This window comes from Novosphingobium rosa NBRC 15208 (genome assembly GCF_001598555.1).
Classification (GTDB): domain Bacteria; phylum Pseudomonadota; class Alphaproteobacteria; order Sphingomonadales; family Sphingomonadaceae; genus Novosphingobium; species Novosphingobium rosa.
In genome coordinates this window covers 1-20,450 of the sequence record NZ_BCZE01000083.1, presented here as the reverse complement: position 1 = coordinate 20,450, position 20,450 = coordinate 1, and the positions used below count along the sequence as shown (strand labels likewise).

Genomic DNA, 20,450 nt, shown 5'->3' with positions numbered 1-20,450 from the left:
TTCGCAACACCACGAACTCTCCCTGCCACATTCCATCACAACAAAGGACTCCGCTATGAAGTTCCAACATTTTGCCATTCCTGCTGCGCTGCTCCTTGTCCCCTGCCAGGCGCAGGCAGGTGTCCCCCGTCGGGCGCACGATGAACTTGCAGTCGGTCATTGCATTCGGCAGGCAGCCAAAGGCAACCTCTGGCTAGAAATGACCCTTTGGGGTCTACGGGACCAGGAAGCAGGCCAGATCGGCACCCAAGTACAAAATACGAATGGCAGCTATGACCTCGGAATTCTCCAGATCAACACCAGTTGGGTTCCATCCGTGGCACGCCTCGTGCGACGTTCTCCGGATCAGGTGCGGCTTTGGCTTCAGTTTGACCCTTGCTTCAACGCCGAAACGGCCCGATGGATTTTCTTGACAGCTATAGGCCAGACCGGAGATTTCTGGAAGGCGGTTGGGGCTTATCATAGCCCTACACCCTGGCGGCAACGTCGTTACGCATTCAGCGTCGCGAATCATCTGCGCCGACGCTACGGTGACCGGCTATTCCTTCAAAGTCACTCATTGCCTTAAATCGCCACATTGGAAACGCTCAGACTGCTGCTGTGAATGGTTGATCCGGAAGCAGAGTTCCTACATCCGGAACCTCATTGCCCACCCCCTTTAAAGGGAAAGTTCTCCCACTATAGCAGTCAGGTTGTCTAGCTGTGAGTGACGGTGACGTTCGACAAATTGGTATGTCGCGTAAAGCTGTCGCGTTGGGAGCCTGATCCATGCGTAAGCCCACAGAGAGGTTGATAAGATCGACGACCCTTGATCTAACACCTCTGGTCGTCGATTTTATCACAGTAGAGGAGTTCGCCCTCCTAGCTAGATTGTCTAGACGGCAAATCGACCGCCTGCGGAGGCAACGGTTGCCAGGCTTCCCTCGGGAGTATGATCTAAGTAGTGGGCCTAGCAAATTTAGAAAATGTCCCCGGTTTCGGCGTTCAGAAGTCGAACGGTGGTTAGATTCGCGTGCACTCTGGTGAATTTGAAATCAGATGAAAAATTAATAGGTCGGAACGTTCAGCGCCTCTTCTACGCCAACGCTCCTAGCAATGGAAATTATCTCGTTTTCCCATTTTAGAAACGAAATCCTTTTTTCTTCTTCGAGTTCGTATCTATCGTATATCCTCTCAAGTCCTTTTTTGCTATGGTTTAGCATCGCCTCAGCCGTTTCAAAATCGATACCCAGTCTTTTAGTGTTTGATCGCACAGTGCGTCGCAAATCATGAGGGGTAAACGGTTCGAGCTGAATTCCTGCGATTTTCTCCATCCGAGAATGAATCCGTCTGCGCGATTCCCACCAGATGGAGTTTGATTTGGCACCTTCTCTGCGTGCTGATGGGAAAAGCCACTCGTGATTGGAATGCACCAATCTTCGCGCCCAAGGTCCAAGCGCGATTTTGTGCTCAAGCGAATTCTTTGTGCGACCGGCTGGTATGGTCCACATCCCACTTGAAAACTCATCGGATTTTGCTTGCGTTACTTCGGATAATCGGGTGGCGGTGAGCAGCAACAGCAGGAAGCCACGTTGAAATTGATATGGTTCAGGCACAATGGCTTCAAGGAACCACCCGAGCTCCTGCCGGCTTAGAACACGTGCTTTCGGCTTTTCTGGATGATGTAAATCACTCAGTCGCAGGGCTGGGTTTACCTTCAGATCGACGACTGACCCCATCAGCGACGATGCCCAGCCAAAGAAAACCTTGAGTTCGGCAGCGAGGCGGTTAGCTTGTACCTTTGCCGTCCTTCCTTTAATCTCGACTAAATCTATCAGGTCCTTCTCGGAAACCTCATAGATCACTCGATCGCCTAGTTTTGGTGCAATACTGTATCTGAATATTTCCAGCTTAGTCTTCACCGTCCGAGGTTTCGCAACTTTTTTGAACTTGGAAGCTCTCCCTTCTCGAACAGCTAGCATGTAGAGTTGGTGGGCTTTGGCGATGGTCATTTCGTCACGCGCCCTGTCTTCCCGCTGCTTAACGCGGGGATCGACCCCAATCTCAACCAGTTCATTCAACTGGCGGGCCCAGTCCCTCGCTACTGCGATCGGGTGAGAGGGATACACACCACCAAAGAGGGTTGCCACTACCTTCTTACCAGCAACTTGGCGCCGATAGCGCCAACGCTTTTTGCCACTTCCAAGGACCTCTATAGCTAGCCCTGGAGTCAAAGGGTCTGCCAAAAGGCCACCGGTCAGATTGTCGATCGATGCTGGAGTGAACGGTATTTTTTTTGCCATGGTCCGATTCCTTCGGCTTCAGGCGCAGATAAAATCATAGCAGAAATCGTGGCAGAAGAGCTGTCCAGCTGTGTCCGTTGAGGGCCACAATGGGGTAACTCTTGGCTGGACCCGGAAAATGCTAGCTTATTTGAACCTAAAGAGTTTGTCGCGAACACAGGCCAGAAAAGTGTTTGGTATCAGCTTATTACGGAAAATTCGTCCTACTGAAATGATTCACCTGCCAATTTAAGCCCGGCCTCCTTTCATGCCTTGCCGATATGCTCGGTGACCTCGAAGCCCAGCGCTTTCAGCCGTTTGGCCAGCAGGGCGGCGGTGCGGTTCTCCTGAAAGGCGACCTCGGGGTTCTTGTGAATATCCTGATACAGCGCCTGAAGATCGCTCCATTGCGCATCGAAGCTGGCGTCGACCTGTTTGCGCAGCGCGGCGGGATCGGCGGCTTGCGCGGCAAGGGGCGCCAGCATCAGGGTGGAGGCGAGCAGCAGGCGAATGGGGCGCATGGAGGCTTTCTCTTGGCTGGAGCATGGTGGCGTGCTTTCGCGGCGCGCCGGGCGGTCAGGCGCCATGGCACCAGCGCAAGCGGTGCTTGTCAATGCGTTCTCTGCCAATCATTTTTGCGCCAGACCGCCTGTCGCCGGGGCTCTGCGTGCAGTTCCTTGCATCTGGCCTTGCAGTCAATGCAAGAGATAGCAATCTTTCGTTACAAAGCGGCAAACAAGTGGACAGGCGCCGGCCCTAGCCTGACCGCAACGACATCGGGCCAACCGGTGTCCGGAAGATAGCCGGGGTTCCTTGATGCATTCCTCTGCCGGTTTCGGCATGTCGTCAGCGCGTTGGTTCTCAACGCGCTGGTCCAAGCTGCTGGTGTCTCTCGCGGCGCTGGCCTGTGCAGACGCGGCCATGGCCGGCGAGGCCTATCCGCTGGGCCGGCTGGAAGAGCTGGCCCGTTCCAACCCCGCCTTGCGCGCCGCCGCCACCGAGATCGACGGCGCCCGCGCGGGCGTGCAGACGGCGCGGGCCTATCCCAATCCCGAGGTCGAATATATGGCCGGGTCGATGAACTATCGCCCCTATGCCAGCGGCATTTCGGGCGCTTCGGACAGTTACAGCATCACCCAGTCGCTCGATCTGCCCTTCCGGCGCACGCCGCGCATCGCCGCCGCCCGCGCCGGGCTGGAGGCGAGCAAGGCAGGCTATGCCGCGGTGGAGACCGACTGGATCGCCGATCTGCGTCTCGCCTATTTCGGGGCGCTGCGGCGCACGGCGGAAAAGGCCAATGCGCAGACCGACCTGTCGCTGATGCAGTCGGTCTATGCCAAGATCTCGCTGCGGGTGGAGCAGGGCGATGCCCCGCGCATCGAGCTGATCCGCGCCGAGGCCGATCTGCTCAATGTGCAGAAGGCGGCGCAGGCGGCGGCGTTGCGAGAGGATCAGGCAAGGCTGCAATTGCGCACGCTGGTCGGCCCCGATCTGCCGGAGGATTTTGCCCTGACCGGCCAGCTGGACGCGCCTTTGCCGCTGCCTTCGCTGGGTGTCTTGCAGGAGCAGGCGCTGGCCGCCAACCCCGCGCTGGCCCGCGCCCGCGCCGAGGTGGAGCAGGCCCGCCACCGGCTGGATTATGAGGAATCCGGGCGCTTGCCGGTCGTCTCGCTGCGCGCCACGCGTGAGGCCGATCGTGAAATGCGCCAGACCCGCGTGGGCGTCACCGTCTCGATCCCCCTGTGGGACCGCAAGCTGGGCCCGGTGCATGAGGCCGAGGCCAGGCGCAGCCAGAGCGATCTGCAGCTCACCGCCCGCACCTATGCCATCAGGCAGGAGCTGGGCATCGCCTGGCGTCAGTATGAGGTGGCGCAGACGCAGGTCGCCGCGCTGGAAAATGGCCTGATCGCCCAGACCCGCGCCGCCGTGAATGTGGCCGATGCCGCCTACAAGGCGGGCGAGCGCGGGCTGATCGATGTGCTCGATGCCCAGCGCGTCTATCGCGCCGCGCGCGCCGATCTGATCGCCAGCCGTTACGAACTGGCCGCCGCCTGGGTGGATATCCAGCGGCTCGTGGCCTCTCCCGAACCTCTTCCCGTCCGGAACATCCCATGAAAAAAGCCCTGCTGCTGCCCACTCTGCTGCTGCTTCCCCTGCTGTTGAGCGCTTGCGGCGAAAAGGCCGAAAAGCCCGAAGCCAAGGCCCCCGCCGACCCCATGCTGGTGAGCGCCACCCCGGATCTGGCCAGACGCCTGCGTACTGCCGTGGTGGGTGAAGCGCCGGTCTCGGAAACGCTGCGCGTGGCCGGACAGATCGATTTCGACGAGAACCGCGTGGCCCGCATCGGCGCCACCGTCACAGGCCGCGTTTCGGCGATGCCGGGGCAGATCGGGGCGCAGGTCGGGCGCGGGGCCGTGCTGGCGCAGATCACCAGCACCGATCTCACCACGCAGCAGCTGGCCTATGTCCGCGCGCGTTCGGCCTATGAGCTGAACCGCCGCAATGCCGAGCGTGCCCGCACCCTGTTCGCCGCCGATGTGATCAGCGCTGCCGAACTGCAGAAGCGCGAGAGCGAATACAGCGTCTCCTCCGCCGAGATGCGCGCCGCCGCCGATCAGCTGCGCCTGCTGGGGCTGAGCCATTCGGCCCTGGGCAGTCTGGGCCGGGGCACGGTCAATTCGGTCTCGCAGGTCACCGCGACGATGAGCGGGGTGATCGTGGAGCGGCATCTGGCCTTGGGTCAGGTGGTGCAGCCTTCCGATCAGCTGTTCGTGGTGGCCGATCTGTCGAAGGTCTGGGCGGTGGCTCAGGTGCCTGAACAGCAGGTCCATCTGGTCAAGCCGGGCGAGACTGTCACCATCGAAGTCCCCGCGCTGGAGGATGAGAAGCGCACCGGCAAGCTGGTCTTTATCGGCCACACCGTCGATCCCAAGACCCGCACCGTGCTGATCCGCACCGAGCTGGACAACAGCAAGGGCGATCTGAAACCGATGATGCTGGCCACCATGCTGGTGCAGGGTCAGGCGCAGCCAAGGCTGGTGGTGCCCGCCTCCGCCGTGGTGCGGGAGAACAATGCCGATCACGTTTTCGTGTCCGAAGGCGGCGGGCGTTACCGTCTGCGCGCGGTCACGCTGGGGCATGAGGAAGCGGGCAAGCGCGCCGTCCAGTCGGGCCTGAAGGCGGGGGAGACCATCGTGGTGGATGGCGGCTTCCATCTGAACACAGAGCGCAACCGACAGGCGACCGAAGGCTGATGATCCAGGGTCTGATCCGCGCCGCGCTCAAGCAGCGGCTGATTGTCGTGGTGGTGGCGCTGGTGTTGCTGGGCTTTGGCTTTAGCGCGGCGCAGCAACTGTCGGTGGATGCCTTCCCCGATGTCACCAATGTGCAGGTGCAGATCGCCACCGAAGCCCTTGGCAGAAGCCCCGAAGAGGTGGAGCGTATGGCCACCGCCCCCATCGAGGTGGCGATGACCGGCCTGCAGGGGCTGGAGGAGATGCGCTCGCTCAACAAGCCGGGGCTCTCGCTGATAACCTTGGTGTTCAGCGAGAAGATGAATGTCTATTTCGCCCGCCAGCTGGTGATGGAGCGCTTGGCCGAGCTGGGGCCCAAACTGTCGCCGGGCATTGCGCCGGTGCTGGGGCCGGTCTCGACCGGGCTCGGCGAGGTCTATCAGTATACGCTCGACAAGGCGGGCGAGGAAGGGCGCGCGCTCAGCCCCGAGGAACTGACCAGGCGCCGCATCGTGCAGGATTGGGTGGTGCGGCCCCTGTTGCGTTCCACGCCCGGCGTGGCGGAGATCAACTCGCAGGGCGGCTATCCGCGCCAGTATCAGATCATGGTCGATCCTGATCGCCTGCGGCATTATCAGGTGAGCGTGGCCGATGTGTTTCAGGCCGTGGCGCGCAACAATGCCAATGCCGGGGGCGGCGTGCTACCGCAATTTGCCGAGCAATATCTGATCCGCGGGCAGGGCCTTGTGAAGAGCGAGGACGATCTGCGCGCCATCGTCATCCGCGAGAATGCCAGCCAGCCGATCTATCTGCGCGATGTGGCGCAGGTGGCGATTGGCGCGGGCACGCGTGAGGGCGCCGTCATCAAGAACGGCACGGCGGAGGCCGTGGGCGGCGTGGTGATGATGATGGCGGGCGGCAATGCCAAGCAGGTCGTCAGCCGCGTGAAGGAGAAGGTGGAAGAGATCAACGCCAAGGGCATGCTGCCCGATGGGCTCAAGATCGTGCCCTATTACGACCGCTCCGAACTGGTCGATGCCGCGCTGCATACGGTGACCAAGGTGCTGCTGGAAGGCGCGGTGCTGGTGGTGGTGATCCTCTTCCTGTTTCTGGGGGATATCCGCAGCTCGCTGATCGTGCTGGCGACGCTGATCCTGACGCCTTTGCTGACCTTCATGTTTATGAACTGGCTGGGGATTTCGGCCAATCTGATGTCGCTGGGCGGGCTTGCCATCGCCATCGGCCTGATGGTCGATGGATCGGTGGTGGTGGTGGAAAACGCCTTCGCGCAGCTGGGCGAGGCGGCCAACAAGGGGCAACCGAAAGCCCGCGTCATCCTCAACGCCGTGGTCGAGGTGGCAACGCCGGTGATCTTCGGCGTGGGCATCATCATCCTCGTCTTCCTGCCGCTGATGACCTTGGAAGGCATGGAGGGCAAGATGTTCGCGCCCCTGGCCTTCACCATCGCCATCGCGCTGGCCATCTCGCTGGTGCTCTCGCTGACCCTGACCCCGGTGCTTTCCACCTATCTGCTGAAACCCCCGGCGCACGAGGGCGATCACGATACGAAAGTGATCGCCTGGATGAAGGCCCGCTACACGCGGCTGCTGGGCTGGACGCTGGGCAACGAGCGCAAGACGGTGCTGATCGCGTTGGGCGGTTTCGTCTTCACGCTTTGCCTGTTTCCCCTCCTCGGCACCGCTTTCATCCCCGAGATGAAGGAAGGATCGATGGTGCCGGGCATCAATCGCGTGCCCAACATCTCACTGGATGAATCCATCCGCATCGAGATGGAGGCGATGAAGCTGGTGATGCAGGTGCCGGGCGTGAAATCGGCGGTCTCGGGCGTGGGGCGCGGCGAGAGCCCCGCCGATCCGCAGGGCCCCAACGAATCCACCCCCATCGTCAGCCTGAAACCGCGCGCCGAATGGCCCAAGGGCTGGTCGCAGGACGATATCGCCGATGCCATGCGCGAGAAGCTGGCGAAAATCCCCGGCATTCAGGTGGTGATGGCCCAGCCCATCTCCGACCGCGTGGATGAGATGGTGACGGGCGTGCGCTCCGACATTGCGGTGAAGGTCTTCGGCGACGATCTCGATCAGCTCAAGACCACCGCAGAGGCCATCGCCCGCGTGGGCCGCTCCATGCAGGGCGCCGAGGATATCCGCATCGAGAAGATCTCGGGCCAGCAGTATCTCTCCGTGGACATCGACCGGCAGGCGGTGGCGCGTTACGGCCTCAACGTCACCGATGTGAACGATCTGATCGAGACCGCCATCGGCGGCAAACCGGCCACCGAAATCTTCGAGGGCGAACGCCGCTTCCCCGCCGTGGTGCGTCTGCCTGCCGAAGACCGCTCCAGCATCCAGTCGATTTCCGATCTGCTGGTCTCCACGCCGGGGGGCGCCGCCGTGCGTCTGGCCGATGTGGCGGATATCAGGGTGGTCGATGGCCCGGCGCAGATCAGCCGTGAGAGTGGCAAGCGCCGCATCGTCATCGGCATGAATGTGAAGGGCCGCGATCTGGGCGGTTTCGTTGCCGAACTTCAGAAAAAGGTTGAGGCGCAGGTCAAGGTGCCCAGCGGCTATTACCTCGAATGGGGCGGGCAGTTCCAGAACATGCAGCGCGCCATGGGCCATCTGATGATCATCGTGCCGATCACCGTGGCGGCGATCTTCTTCCTGCTGTTCATCCTGTTCAACTCGTTGCGCCTTGCCACGCTGATCATCACCGTGCTGCCTTTCGCCTCGATCGGCGGCGTGATCGGGCTGTTTGTCTCGGGCGAGTATCTCTCCGTCCCGGCCTCGGTGGGCTTTATCGCGCTGTGGGGGATTGCCGTGCTCAATGGCGTGGTGCTGGTGAGCTATATCCGCAAGCTGCGCGATGAGGGCCATGATGTGCGCGAGGCGGCCCGGCTGGGCGCCACCGCGCGCTTCCGCCCGGTGATGATGACGGCCACGGTGGCGCTGCTGGGGCTTGTGCCCTTCCTCTTCTCCACCGGGCCGGGGTCCGAGGTGCAGCGCCCGCTCGCCATCGTGGTGATCGGGGGGCTCATCACCTCCACTTTGCTCACCCTGCTGGTGCTGCCCACCATCTACCGCTTCTTCGACAGCCAGCCGCTCGAAGCCTGAGAGGATTTGCCCATGATCGAGATCAAGGCCGTCATCCGCCCCGCCAAGCTGGACATTCTGCGCACCGCCCTGCGCCAGCTGCCGCAGTTTCCGGGCATGAGCGTCATCAAGATCGACGGCTGCAGCGCGCCCTGGGTCGAGCAATCCGAACCGGCGGGCATCAAGCGCGATCTGCTGGATTACACGCCCAAGGTGATGGTCATCATGGTCGCGCCCGAGGATGTGGTGGACCTGCTGTGCGATACCATCCACCGCGTGGCCCACACCGGTCGCGTGGGCGACGGGCTGATCTGGACCACGCGAGTGGAAGGCTTTATCCGCATCACCGCGCCATCGGCGGGGTGAGGCGCAGGGCTCTCAGGTCGGTTTGACGGCAGGCGGAACGGAGGGAAACGCGGCATTGAAAGCGGCTTTCACCTCCTTGAGCGTGCCATCGGCGACCATGGCGGGCGTATGGCCCTTCTTGTCGGCCAGATCGGCGCGGGCGCCATGGGCGCGCAGCATCGCCAGCATCGGGGCGAGATCCGGACTGTAACGGCTGCCTGCCAGCACATGCAGCGCGGTGGCGCCGCGCTCATCGGCCAGATTGACATCCGGCCCCACGGCAATCGCCAGCGCCAGCGCATCGGCCTTCTCGCCCTGCGCGGCGGATATCACGATGTTCGAGCCATTGGCGGCGGTGAATTTGGGATCGGCGCCATGGTCCATCAGCAGTTTCATGATGGCGGCATGGCCATGCTGCGCGGCCAGCAGCAGCGGCGGCGTGGGCGGCACGGCGGGCGGCGCCATGCCGAAGTTGGCCTCCGTCACCCAGGTGATGCCGGAGGGGCCGGAGAGCCCATTGACCTGCGCCCCCTTGGCCAGCAGCAGCCTGACCAGCGCCAGATCGCCGCCGATGGCTGCGGCATTGAGTGGGGGCAGGCCCTGATCGTCCTGCTCAGCCAGCAGCGGGCTGTGATCGGGGAGGCGCTCGGCCAGTTGGGCGGCGGCAGTCCAGTTCTGTTGGTACAACGCCAGTTGCAGCGCGCTGGTGTTCCTGGGGCCGCGATGGTTCGCGTCGGCCCCGGCGGTCAGCAGGACGGCGCTGGCCTCCGGTAAGCCGCTCTTGATGGCGAAGAACAGCGGGGTGAAACCGGCTGGCGTGGTGGCGTTGATGTGCGCCCCGGCCTTGAGCAGCAGCGCCATGCTTTCAGTCTTGCCCGAGGCGGCGGCCCACATCAGCGGCGTCTCGCCCCGGCTGTCCAGTGCATCCGCTGGCAGTTTGGCCGCCAGCAAGCGCGCCACCACGGTGGCGGGAGCATAGCGCGCGCAAATATGCAGCGCGCCGGCGCCATCGGGCAGGGCAGCGCGCAGATTGATGTGCGGCGCGGAGAGCAGGCGGTCCAGCACAGTTTCGCTGCCCAGCTGGCAAGCCAAAGTCAGAGGAGAAAGCCCTTCCTCATCCGCCAGATCGGCATCGGCGCCCGCGGCCAGCAGCAGGCCGACCAGCGGTGCATCCTGCCGGTCCACCGCCTGCATCAGCGGCGTGGCGCCGAACGCCATGCGCCGGTTCGGCGCGGCATGGGCGACCAGAGCGGCGCGGGCGGCATCGCTATCGCCAAGCTCGATGGCGCGGGTGAGGGCGATATCGGCCTCGCTGGGCGCGGGATCAATGGCAGGAGCATGGGCGGCGAAGGCAGGCGCGGCCAATCCCAGCACCATCGCGGCCAGAATGGGCTTACGCAAGGGAGAGCTCCTTCAGAGGCCCGGTGCTGTCACCGAAACGCGTATCCGGCACGCCCACGGCATTCAGCGCGGTGAGCAGCAGATTCGACATCGTCGTGCCTTTGGCGACGCTCACATGGCCCTGATGCTTGACCAGCCCGCCAGCCACCACCACCGGCAGGTCCAGATAATCATGCTCATTGGGATCGCCAAAGGCCGAGCCGCGCAGCACGAAAGAGCGGTCCAGCAGGCTGGCCTCACCATCTTTCGTCTCGCTCATGCGCTGCAGCAGATAGGCGTAATAGGACATATGGTGGCGGTTGATCTGCGCCAGCTTGACCTTCTTTTCCTCCATATGGCCGTGGTGGCTGAGCATATGGTGGCTGTCTGGCACGCCGATTTCGGGATAGGTGCGGTTGGAAATTTCCCGCCCGATCATGAAAGTGGCAACGCGGGTGATATCGGCCTGAAAGGCCAGCACCTGCAGATCGACCATCAGCTTCACATGGGCATCGAAACTGTCGGGGATGCCCGCCGGGCGCTCCATCGCTCCGGCATCGGCCAGCGGCGTGGTGGCGGCGCGCTGGATGCGCTTTTCGATGTCGCGCGTGGCGGTGAGATATTCGTCCAGCTTGCGGCGGTCCTCCATGCCCAGTTGCCCGGTGAGCCGCTGGGCATCCTCGCGCACGAAATCGAGGATCGAGGTCTGGCGCCGCATCTGGGCCATGCGGCTCTGTGCGTCCAGCGCATCGCCATCGCCGAACAGCCGCTCGAACACGTCGCGCGGATTGGCGGCGACGGGTAGCGGCACGGTGGGGCTCATCCACGAAATGCCATTGGTGTAGGCGCAGGAATAGCCGATGTCGCAGCTGCCCAGCAGGCTGGGCTGGTCGATGCCGGTCTCCAGACTGGAAAGCTGTGTCGCATCGCCCAGATGCCGCGCATAGACCTGATCGACCGAGATGGCGCAGCGGATATCCGTGCCCTCGGTCTGGCGGACATGGGTGCCGGTGAGGAAGGCGGGGCAGGAGCGGCCATGCCCGGCATTCAGATCCCCCATGGCAGCGGCCTGCGGATGGCCAAGGCCGGTGATGACAGTCATCTGGTCCTTGAAACTGTTCAGTGGCTCCAGCGTGGAGGGTAGGGTGTAGCCCTTGCCGGTGGTGGCGGGTTTGAACTGCTCCATCATCATGCCGTTGGGCGTGTAGAACACCGAAAGGCGGCGCGGGCGGGCGGCGGCGTCCGCAGCTTTGGCGCTGGGGGCCATGGCCTCCATAAAGGGTAGGGCCATGACGGTGCCGATCCCGCGCAGCACGGTGCGGCGGGCGAGGGGCTGGCGGCGCAGGATCATCGGGCCTGTCTCATTTCGGGGACCTCATGGTGATCTGGGTTGGGGTGAGCGGCTTGCCGTCTGGCACTTTCTTCAGCCGGAAGCTGTCACTAAAGACGATGCCGCGAATGATCGTCTGGATGCGGTCGCCATCGGCATCGGCGGATTTGGCGATGGCGCGCACCTGCGGCTGGTCGAAAGGCGCGAGCCCGCGCGAGAGGGCATAGGTCATCAGCCGTGAGGTGAAGGCCTGCACGAATTGCTCGCGGTGATCGAGCAGGATTTTTTGTAGCCCCGAAAGCCCCGCGAAATGGGTGCCGTCGGGCAGAATGCCGCTGTTGTCGATGGGCTGGCCGACATCCACCGTGCGCCATGCGCCCACCGCGTCATAGTTCTCCAGCGAGAAGCCCATCGGGTCCATCCGCACATGGCAGGCCGCGCAGGAGGGGTTGGAGCGGTGCAGCTCCAGCTGCTGGCGCGCGGTCAGCAGCTTGCCGCCATGGGCTTCCTGCAGGGCGGGCACGTCTGGTGGCGGCGGTGGGGGCGCGGCGGCCAGCAGGTTTTCCAGCACCCATTTGCCGCGCTTCACCACGCTGGTGTGATTGCCATAGGAGGTGACCGTCAGGATGCTGGCCTGCCCCAGCAGCCCGCCGCGATGCCACTCAGGGGCCAGCTTCACCAGTCGCATCGCCGTGCCGTTCACGCCTGGAATGCCGTAATGCTGGGCCAGCCTTGCGTTGAGGAAGGTGTAGTCCGACGACAGGAAGTCCAGCACGCTGTGGTTGGATTGCAGCACATGGGTGAAGAACAGTTCGGTTTCCTGCCCCATGGCGGCGCGCAGGCGCACGTCGAATGTGGGGAAGACGTCTGTATCGGGCCGCTGCTGGTCAAGATTGCGCAGGTACAGCCATTGCCCGGCGAAGTTCTTCGTCAGTGCGGTGGAGCGCGGATCGGCCAGCATGCGGGTGATCTGGGCGTTCATCACCGCCGGGTCATGCAGGCGGTTCTGCTGGGCCAGGGTGAGCAGCTGGTCGTCGGGGATCGAGCTCCACAGGAACAGCGAGAGGCGGGTGGCCAGCTCGAGATCGCCCAGTTGATGCACCGAGCCGGGCGCGGCGCCTGCCGGATCACCCTCCACCGCGAAGAGGAAATGGGGCGAGACGAGGATAGCCTCCACCGCCGCTTCCACGCCGGTCTCGAAGCTGCCAGCCTTGCGCTCCTCGGCCCAGGTTTTCAGCAGCGGGGCAATGTCATGCTCATCGACCGGGCGGCGATAGGCGTGGCGGGCCAGCGATGTGATGATCTGCCGCGCGCAAGGTTCTTCCTGAGCCGTGCTGGCGGGGTGGCAGGTGAAGATGCGGCGGCGGCTGGGCGTATCGGGCAGCGGCGCTTTCGCTGCCACATCGTAAGGCCCGACGACATCGATCGCCATCACATCGCGCGGGAAATTCTGCTGCGAATAGCGCTGGCTCATGCGGTAGGAGGGCACGCTGAGCGTCTGCACCCTCACCCCGTCCACCGACACATCCATCGGCAGCATGATCGGCTTGTCCACCGGCAGCGGCACCATATCGGTGGTGTTGCGCAGGGTCTGCACGCTTTGGTCGGGCGCGATGCTCTTGCGGAAGGAGAGCCCGATCACATGCGCCCCGGCCTTCAGCGGCACGCGCACGGAGACGCGGTCCTCGGCCATCCGGTCAGCTTCATTGTTGGTGTTGGCGTTGAGCCAGCCCGCCACCTCATAGGTGCCGCTGGCGCGCGCGTAATAGTCGAAGGCGCCGCCCCCGCGTGAGCCGATCGGCAGGCGCTCGCTCATGCGGTCATTGTAGGCCGGGCGGCCCGAATTCATGATCGAGCCGTCCTTGGGGATCTCATGCGTGGTCGCGAAGGGCTTCACCGGGCCAAGTCCCGTGGCCAGACGCGCCACCCGGCCCGCCACCAGCACATAGCGCTCGACCAGCGTGGGCGAGACCGAGAGCACATCGGCGATGTTGTCGAAACCGTAGCCCGAATTGTCCTGCGGCAGGTCGCGGCTGACATCGACCTGCAGCCCCAGCAGATCGCGCACCGCATTGGCATATTCCACGCGGTTGAGGCGGCGCACCGTGGCGCGGCCCGGATCGGGATGGCTGCGGGCGTAGCCATCGAGCGAGGTCTGCAGCCAGCTGACCAGCGCGGCGCGGTCGGCGGGGCTGGGTTGATCCTTGTTGCGCGGGGGCATTTCCTGCCGGGCCATTTTGCTCAGGATCTTCTCCCAGGCATCGGCATGGGCGCCCTGCATCACATCGCCCGCCTTCAGATCGTCGAGCGAGAAGGAGGCCGTGCGGTCGATATCGTTGTGGCAGGAGGAGCAATAGGCATCGAACAGGGCCGCCACATTGGGCGCCGGGCGCGCGGCAGGTGTGGGCACGCCTTCCTGGGAGCGCACCAGCGATGCGGTGGTCACGGTCAGCGCGCCCATCGCCATCAGGCTGCGCGTGAGGATGCGGTGGCTTTGGCGGCCCGTCATGGATTCTGAACTGCCCCTTGTGGCTTGGTTGCGTGGCTTGGCTGCGGTGTCGGGCCCATGATCCTGCGCGAGAGAAGGCCGGGGCACATAGGATGTGCCGATCGGTTCTTGCCCGGTTTCATGTCCGTCACCAGTCGAGCGGCGCCGTATTGATTTTCGGAAATTGCGTGTTCGGGTATCGGCGATTCGTGAGGGCGTCCATCGCCGTTACAAGCACGGGGTGATCTAAAAATTCGTTTTGGGCCCGGTTTGCGATGCGATGTTTTGAAACGGGCTGCTGCAGCGCGGAATTTGGGGTGCGCTCTAATTTTTAGAACGAGATGTTGAATTCATTATGATTGATTGAAACGCTGGGCTCGGTCAGTTTCGTTGAAACGGGGATCGGATAGGGGCCCAAATCAATGCGTTCGTCTCGGCTTGGCCACCATCGCTTGCGGCCTGTTTCGCTCTGCGCGCAGCGGTATGCCCGGAAGCCGGGGGCTGCGACGTGATCTTTCCTCTGCTTTCACGCACCGGTGTTGCTGCGGTTGCGTTGCTGACCGGCGGCCCGCTGCTGGCTGCGCCTCAGCAAACGATGGCTGCGGTGCGTGAGGCCCAGGTCTCCGCCATTTTCGACCATACCGCCGCCAGCCCCACCCAATTGCGCGTGCTGCTGCGCGCCATGCCCAAGGGCGGCGATCTGCACAATCATATGGGCGGATCGGTCTATGCCGAGGATTTCATGCTCTGGGCGGGTGAGAAGGGGTTGTGCATCAACGCCGCCACGCTGGCCTTTGCCCAGCCGCCCTGCGCTTCGGGCTTTTCGGCGAAGGAGGTGGCGGAAAAGCAGCCTTTTCTCTTCGCCCGCATGATCGACAATCTCTCGACGCGCGGCTGGCAGCATGGCGTGGGTCGCAATGACACCAGCGGCCACACCCAGTTCTTCGACAGTTTCGAGAAATTCGGCCCTGCCGAAATGGGCATGGATGCGCAAGGGCTGGTGGCCACAAGGCGCATCGCCGCGCTGGATCATGTGCTTTATATCGAGCTGCAGCACAATCCCGGCGGCAGCTGGGCCTGGGGCGGCGCGGCGCCCGATGAGGCGATCACGCCAGCCGATCTGCCGCGCATCTTTGCGCGGGAAAAGCCAGCGATGGAGGCGGTGGTCAGCCGCTCCGTGGCCGCGCTCGATGGGCAGGAGCAGCAGGTCAAGGCCATCATGGGCTGCGGCACGCCCAAGGCTGAAGCGGGTTGCGGCGTGGTGGTGCATTATCTGGCGCAATCGGCGCGGGGCATGCCGCCTCTGGGCGCCTTCCGCACGCTGATGGCCAGTTTCGCGCTGGCGGCGCGCGATCCGCGTTATGTCGGCGTCAACATCGTCGAGCCCGAGGACTGGCCGGTGTCGCTGCGGGATTATGACCTCCATATGGCGATGTTCCGCTTTCTGGAGGGGCAATATCCGCAGGTCCACCGCAGCCTGCATGCCGGGGAGCTGGCCTTTGGGCTGGTGCCGCCCACCGATCTGGCGGACCATATCGCCAAGGCCATTCGCGATGGCGGCGCCCAGCGCATCGGCCATGGCACGGACATCGCGCTGGAAAGCGATGCCAACGCCACCATGGCCCGCATGGCGCGCGACGGCATCGCGGTGGAGATCAACCTCACCAGCAATGCGGTGATTTTGGGGGTTTCCGGCGCGGATCATCCGCTCAACCTCTATCGGCGGCGCGGCGTGCCGGTGGTGCTCGCCACGGACGATCAGGGCGTGCTGCGCACCGATATGACCAATGAATATCTGCGCGCCATCCGCGAGCAGGGGCTGACCTATCGCGATCTCAAGCAGATCTCGCGCAATGGGCTGGAGTTCAGCTTTATCCCCGGCGCCAGCCTTTGGCAGGCCCGCCATGTCGGCACGCCGGTGGCGGTTTGCGCTTCGGGCTTCGACACGGCCTCCTGCCGCAGTCTGGCACAGGGCAGCGAAAAGGCCCGCATGCAACTGGCGCTGGAAAGCCAGCTCGCCGCCTTCGAACGCACCGCGATCGAGGAGAACAAGAGCGCCTGACAGGGAAGCGCCAGAGAAGATCCAAAGCATTCAAAAACATAAATGAAATACCTGGGATTGGAGGTTCAGCAATCATGGCGGGCAAGGGTGAAGGGCCCTGCTCTGCCGCAATCATGGGGGCAACCATGCCGCGTCTTGAAAACAGAAAATCGACCGTTTCCGGCCAGACATTGCGTCATGCTCTGATGCTGGCCAGCATGTTGAGTTGCGTTGCGCTGAGCGTTCCCGCCTTTGCCTCGGATGCGTCCGCACCGGCACCGGCACCCGCGCCGGAGCCTGATCCCGCTGGCGACCAGAAGCCCGATATCGTGGTGCAGGGCTCGCTGGGGGCGCTACCCCTGAAGGATGTGGGTTCGGTGTTCGGCTTCAACAAGACGCTGGTGGAAACCCCGCGTTCGGCCTCCACCGTCTCGAAAGAGCAGATGGAGCGTTTCGGCATCACCCAGATCTACGATCTGGTTTCGCAGTCACCGGGCACCTTCACCTCTTCCTTCTTCGGCACCGGCGGCGCGCTGGATATTCGCGGCGCCCCGTCCGACGTCTATTATCGCGGCATGTTGCGACTGGACAATCCGGGCAACTATTCCACGCCGATTGGCGCGGCTGATCGTATCGACATCGTGCGCGGCCCGGCCAGCGTGATCTATGGGCCGTCCAAGATCGGCGGCTATATGAACTTCGTGCCCAAGACCGCCCGCGCGGCCAATGGCACCTATGCGCCCGATCCCAAGGGCGATATCCAGCTTGATCTGGGCAGCTGGGGCCGCAAGGTGTTGAAAGCCAGCGTGACCGGGCCGGGCAAGGTGGCCGGTCATGAATTCGGCTACAGCCTTTATGGTGAGCTTGAGGATTCCAACAGCTATTACCGCAATGTGTTCACCAAAAATGCCCTGTTCTCGGCGGCGTTCGACACGGATATCACCCCCAATCTGCTGGCCGAATTCGGGGGCACCTGGCAGCAGTATCATAGCGTGCAGAACAGCGGCTGGAACCGCGTGACGCAGGATCTGATCAACAACGGCACCTACATCACCGGGCAGGGCACCAAGCTCGACACCGATGGTGACGGCAAGATCTCCCGTGCGGAAGCCTATGCGGCCAATGGCGGCAATGGCCTTGGCTGGTTCGGCAGTTTCAACTGCGGCGGTGGCACGGCCACGGCTGCGGGCTATTCGGCTGCCTGTTTCCGCGGCGCCCCGGACTTCAATCTGGTCAATCCCGGCACCACCCATCTGAGCATGCGCGACACGCTGACCGGCCCCAATGACAAGCTGAATAACACCCAGAAAACCGCCTATTTCGACCTGACCTGGAAGCCGGGCGGCGATCTGAAAATCAAGAACCAGCTGTTCTACGATGGCGGTCACAATCTCAATGAGAATGCCTATGGTTTCGCTCAGGCCTTCCAGTCCTATGTGATCGAGGACAAGATCGTCGTTTCCGACGAGTTCCAGACGCCCTTTGCCAAGATTTCGATGCAGCTCTCGCCTTCGCTGCGCTACACCCATTTCAACTTTGCCGACGATTATGGCGTCGAACTCTGGAACCGGCCTGACATCACCGTGGGCTTCAACGCCCAGTCGACCCGCCTGCTCTCCACCCAAAGCGGCAACAATTATTCCGACTATGTGCGCGGCCATTATCGTGACCTCGGCATGGCGGGGCTGATCGACATCGACTCCAAGGTTGGTCTCGATCTGATCGCGGGCGCCCGTTACGACAGCGTGCGTGCCGTCTCGACCGCGTTTCTGGACAAATACGATCCCACCAACATTTCCGGCAATGTCGGCGCGGGTTACGGCACCACCGGCACGGCAACCGCGAAGGGCACGCAGGGCGGCTGGTCGTGGAACACCAGCCTGTCCTACAAGTCGCCGATTGGCCTGATCCCCTATATCACCGTATCGCAGCAGCAGACGGTGGTGGCCGGTGAAGGCTCGGAACTCTATCTTTCCAACATCTTGAGCGGTGCTGTTCTGGGCGAATCCAACCTGCTGGAAGGCGGCGTGAAGGGTGAGTTCCTGAACAAGAAGCTCTATGCCGCCGTCTCGGTCTACAAGCAGAAGCGCACGCAGGCGGGCGCCGAAAGCTCGCTGACCAACCAGATCCTGCAGACCAAGGGCGTCGAAGCCGAAGTGCGCTGGTCGGTGGACAAGCATCTGCTGGTGACGGGGTCCTACACCCATATGAACGTCATCAACCTCGGCGCGCTCACGGCGGGGACTTACTTCAACTATTTCGGCGCCGCCGATTTCCCCGGCGTGAACCCGGCGCTGACCTTTGGCGGATCGCAGTTCGGTCTGGTGCCGATCACCAAGGCCAATGCCAACCGCCCCGGCGAGCCCAAGAACGTCGTTTCGGCCACCGCGACCTATGCCTTCGACAATGGCATCGCCTTCACCGGCGACGTCACCCATGTGGACTCGGTCTTCCTGAGCTATTCGAACACGGTCAAGCTGCCGGCCTATTGGCTGCTCAACCTTGGCGTGTCCTACACCACGGGGCCGTGGATGCTGCGCGTGGGCGTGAAGAACGTGAACAATGCGCGTTACTTCCGTGCGGGCGGTCAGGATCTCTTCGGCGCGGACATCGTGCTGCCTCAGCTGCCGCGCAGCTGGCAGGCTTCAATCAAGTACAAGTTTTAAGCCATGGGGGAGGGGCTGCGGTGCAGCCCCTCTTTCCCCGGATTGCAAAGGAGTTTTTAGCAAAGTGTCCCGCCGAATTCTGATCCGCCACGCCGATGTTCTGGTCACCATGGATGATGCTGGCCGGGAGATCGCCGATGGTGCGGTAGCCTTTGAGGATGGCGTCATCACCGCCATCGGCACCAGCGCCGATCTGGCCCCTCTGGCGGACAGCGCGGAGGTGATCGAGGCGAAAGGCTGCGTGATCACGCCGGGCCTCGTCAACACGCATCACCATCTCTACCAGACGCTGACCCGCGCCGTGCCGGGCGGGGCCAGCACATCGCTGTTCGGCTGGTTGAAAACACTTTATCCGATCTGGGCACGCTATACGCCTCAGGATGTCTATGCCGCCACGCGGCTGGGGCTGGCGGAGCTGGCGCTGTCGGGCTGCACGCTCAGTTCCGACCATCTCTATCTCTTCCCCAATGGCGTGACGCTGGACGATACGATCGCCGCCGCCGCCTCGGTGGGGCTGCGTTTCCACCCCACACGCGGCAGCATGAGCGTGGGCGAAAGCGCGGGAGGCTTGCCGCCCGACAGCCTTGTCGAGCGCGAGGACGCCATTCTGGCCGACACCATCCGCGTGATCGACCGTTTCCATGATCCCCGCGAGGGCGCCATGGTCCGCGTCGGCGTGGCGCCTTGTTCGCCCTTTTCGGTCAGTCAGGATCTGATGCGCGATGCCGCTCTGCTGGCGCGCGACAAGAAGGTGATGCTCCACACCCATTTGGCCGAGGACAAGGACGACGTCGCCTATTCGCTGGAGCGTTTCGGTTGCCGCCCCGGTCAATATGCCGAAGACTTGGGCTGGACCGGCCCTGATGTGTGGCACGCGCATTGCGTGCAGCTGGATGCCACCGAAATCGCGCTGTTTTCCGCCAGTAAGACCGGCGTGGCGCATTGCCCTTGTTCTAACTGCCGCCTTGGTTCCGGCATCGCGCCCGTGCGCGCCATGGTGGATGCGGGCGTGCCGGTGGGGCTGGGCGTCGATGGCTCGGCGTCGAGCGATGCGGGCCATCTGCTGGCCGAGGCGCGGCAGGCCATGCTGCTCCAGCGTGTGGCGCTGGGGGCCGAGGCCATGACCCCGCGCGAGGCCCTGCGCCTTGCCACCAGAGGCGGCGCGCAGATTCTGGGCCGCGAGGATTGCGGCCAGCTCACCCCCGGCAAACGCGCCGACCTCGTCATATGGCCCATCGACGACATCGCCAGCGCTGGTAGTTGGGACAAGGTGGCCGCTTTAGCCCTTGCCCCGCCGCTCGCCGCGCGTGACGTCTTTGTCGAAGGCCGCGCCGTGGTGCGTGACGGCGAACTGGCGCAGGCCAGCCGCGCGGAAATCCTGACACAAGCCCGCTCTTCCCTGTCCCGATTGATGAGCTTGTCATGACGCCAGATGCCCCTGCCATGCCTTCCGCTGTGCTCACCGCCGCGCAGGCGCGCGATCCCGATTACTTTCCCGGCATGGCGATGGCGGTGCCGCTGGGCATTCAGCATATTCTGGCGATGTTCGTTTCGAACCTGACCCCGCCGATCATCGTGGCGGGGGCGGCGGGTTTC

At 63.3% G+C, this 20,450-nt stretch carries 13 protein-coding genes; 8 read left to right on the top strand and 5 right to left on the bottom strand.

The features are described from left to right. The first annotated feature begins 55 nt into the window (after positions 1 to 55). Positions 56 to 568: a lytic transglycosylase domain-containing protein gene (locus SR3_RS30900; protein WP_084455907.1), complete on the top strand. Its 513-nt coding sequence runs from the start codon at positions 56 to 58 to the stop codon at positions 566 to 568. Positions 569 to 1,046: 478 nt separating this feature from the next. Here the strand turns inward: SR3_RS30900 and SR3_RS30895 are convergent, their stop codons facing one another. Together SR3_RS30895 and SR3_RS25180 are read right to left on the bottom strand one after the other, a co-directional pair. Next, complete coding sequence (locus SR3_RS30895; RefSeq protein ID WP_084455906.1) at positions 1,047 to 2,282, bottom strand: tyrosine-type recombinase/integrase; 1,236 nt, start codon at positions 2,280 to 2,282, stop codon at positions 1,047 to 1,049. 245 nt (positions 2,283 to 2,527) lie between these two features. Further along, the gene (locus tag SR3_RS25180; RefSeq protein ID WP_068092331.1) at positions 2,528 to 2,782 is read right to left on the bottom strand and encodes a hypothetical protein; all 255 of its coding nucleotides are present in this window, start codon (positions 2,780 to 2,782) and stop codon (positions 2,528 to 2,530) included. 295 nt (positions 2,783 to 3,077) lie between these two features. Here SR3_RS25180 and SR3_RS25175 point away from each other — a divergent pair, with 295 nt between their 5' ends. The 4 genes from SR3_RS25175 to SR3_RS25160 are packed head-to-tail and all read left to right on the top strand — an operon-like array spanning position 3,078 to position 8,970. Next, positions 3,078 to 4,376 carry a TolC family protein gene (locus SR3_RS25175; protein ID WP_245654093.1) on the top strand — a complete coding sequence of 433 codons (1,299 nt, stop codon included), beginning with the start codon at positions 3,078 to 3,080 and terminating at the stop codon, positions 4,374 to 4,376. Beyond that, complete coding sequence (locus SR3_RS25170) at positions 4,373 to 5,515, top strand: efflux RND transporter periplasmic adaptor subunit (RefSeq protein WP_068092322.1); 1,143 nt, start codon at positions 4,373 to 4,375, stop codon at positions 5,513 to 5,515. The genes SR3_RS25175 and SR3_RS25170 overlap by 4 nt, the downstream gene beginning before the upstream one ends. After that, positions 5,515 to 8,625 carry an efflux RND transporter permease subunit gene (locus SR3_RS25165; RefSeq protein ID WP_068092319.1) on the top strand — a complete coding sequence of 1,037 codons (3,111 nt, stop codon included), beginning with the start codon at positions 5,515 to 5,517 and terminating at the stop codon, positions 8,623 to 8,625. Before SR3_RS25170 ends, SR3_RS25165 begins: the two co-directional genes overlap by 1 nt. A gap of 12 nt (positions 8,626 to 8,637) precedes the next feature. Further along, a complete protein-coding gene (locus SR3_RS25160) occupies positions 8,638 to 8,970 on the top strand; it encodes a P-II family nitrogen regulator (protein WP_068092316.1) in 333 nt (110 codons plus the stop codon). A gap of 12 nt (positions 8,971 to 8,982) precedes the next feature. Here SR3_RS25160 and SR3_RS25155 read toward each other — a convergent pair whose 3' ends face one another. Genes SR3_RS25155 through SR3_RS25145 form a run of 3 tightly spaced genes read right to left on the bottom strand, consistent with a single transcriptional unit; the run spans position 8,983 to position 14,168 of the window. Next, entirely contained in the window at positions 8,983 to 10,350 is a 1,368-nt protein-coding gene (locus SR3_RS25155) for an ankyrin repeat domain-containing protein (RefSeq protein WP_245654092.1), read from the bottom strand. Next, positions 10,343 to 11,680: a DUF1552 domain-containing protein gene (locus SR3_RS25150; protein ID WP_084455905.1), complete on the bottom strand. Its 1,338-nt coding sequence runs from the start codon at positions 11,678 to 11,680 to the stop codon at positions 10,343 to 10,345. Before SR3_RS25150 ends, SR3_RS25155 begins: the two co-directional genes overlap by 8 nt. Before the next feature lie 10 nt (positions 11,681 to 11,690). Then, the gene (locus SR3_RS25145; RefSeq protein ID WP_068092313.1) at positions 11,691 to 14,168 is read right to left on the bottom strand and encodes a DUF1592 domain-containing protein; all 2,478 of its coding nucleotides are present in this window, start codon (positions 14,166 to 14,168) and stop codon (positions 11,691 to 11,693) included. A gap of 487 nt (positions 14,169 to 14,655) precedes the next feature. Between SR3_RS25145 and SR3_RS25140 the strand changes: the two genes are divergently transcribed. From SR3_RS25140 to SR3_RS25130, 3 genes are all read left to right on the top strand, one after another. Continuing rightward, positions 14,656 to 16,209, top strand: a complete 1,554-nt coding sequence (locus SR3_RS25140; protein WP_068092311.1) for an adenosine deaminase family protein — start codon at positions 14,656 to 14,658, stop codon at positions 16,207 to 16,209. 125 nt (positions 16,210 to 16,334) lie between these two features. Then, a complete protein-coding gene (locus SR3_RS25135; protein WP_245654091.1) occupies positions 16,335 to 18,854 on the top strand; it encodes a TonB-dependent siderophore receptor in 2,520 nt (839 codons plus the stop codon). A gap of 64 nt (positions 18,855 to 18,918) precedes the next feature. Next, positions 18,919 to 20,280 carry an 8-oxoguanine deaminase gene (locus tag SR3_RS25130; protein ID WP_245654090.1) on the top strand — a complete coding sequence of 454 codons (1,362 nt, stop codon included), beginning with the start codon at positions 18,919 to 18,921 and terminating at the stop codon, positions 20,278 to 20,280. The last annotated feature ends 170 nt before the right edge of the window (positions 20,281 to 20,450 follow it).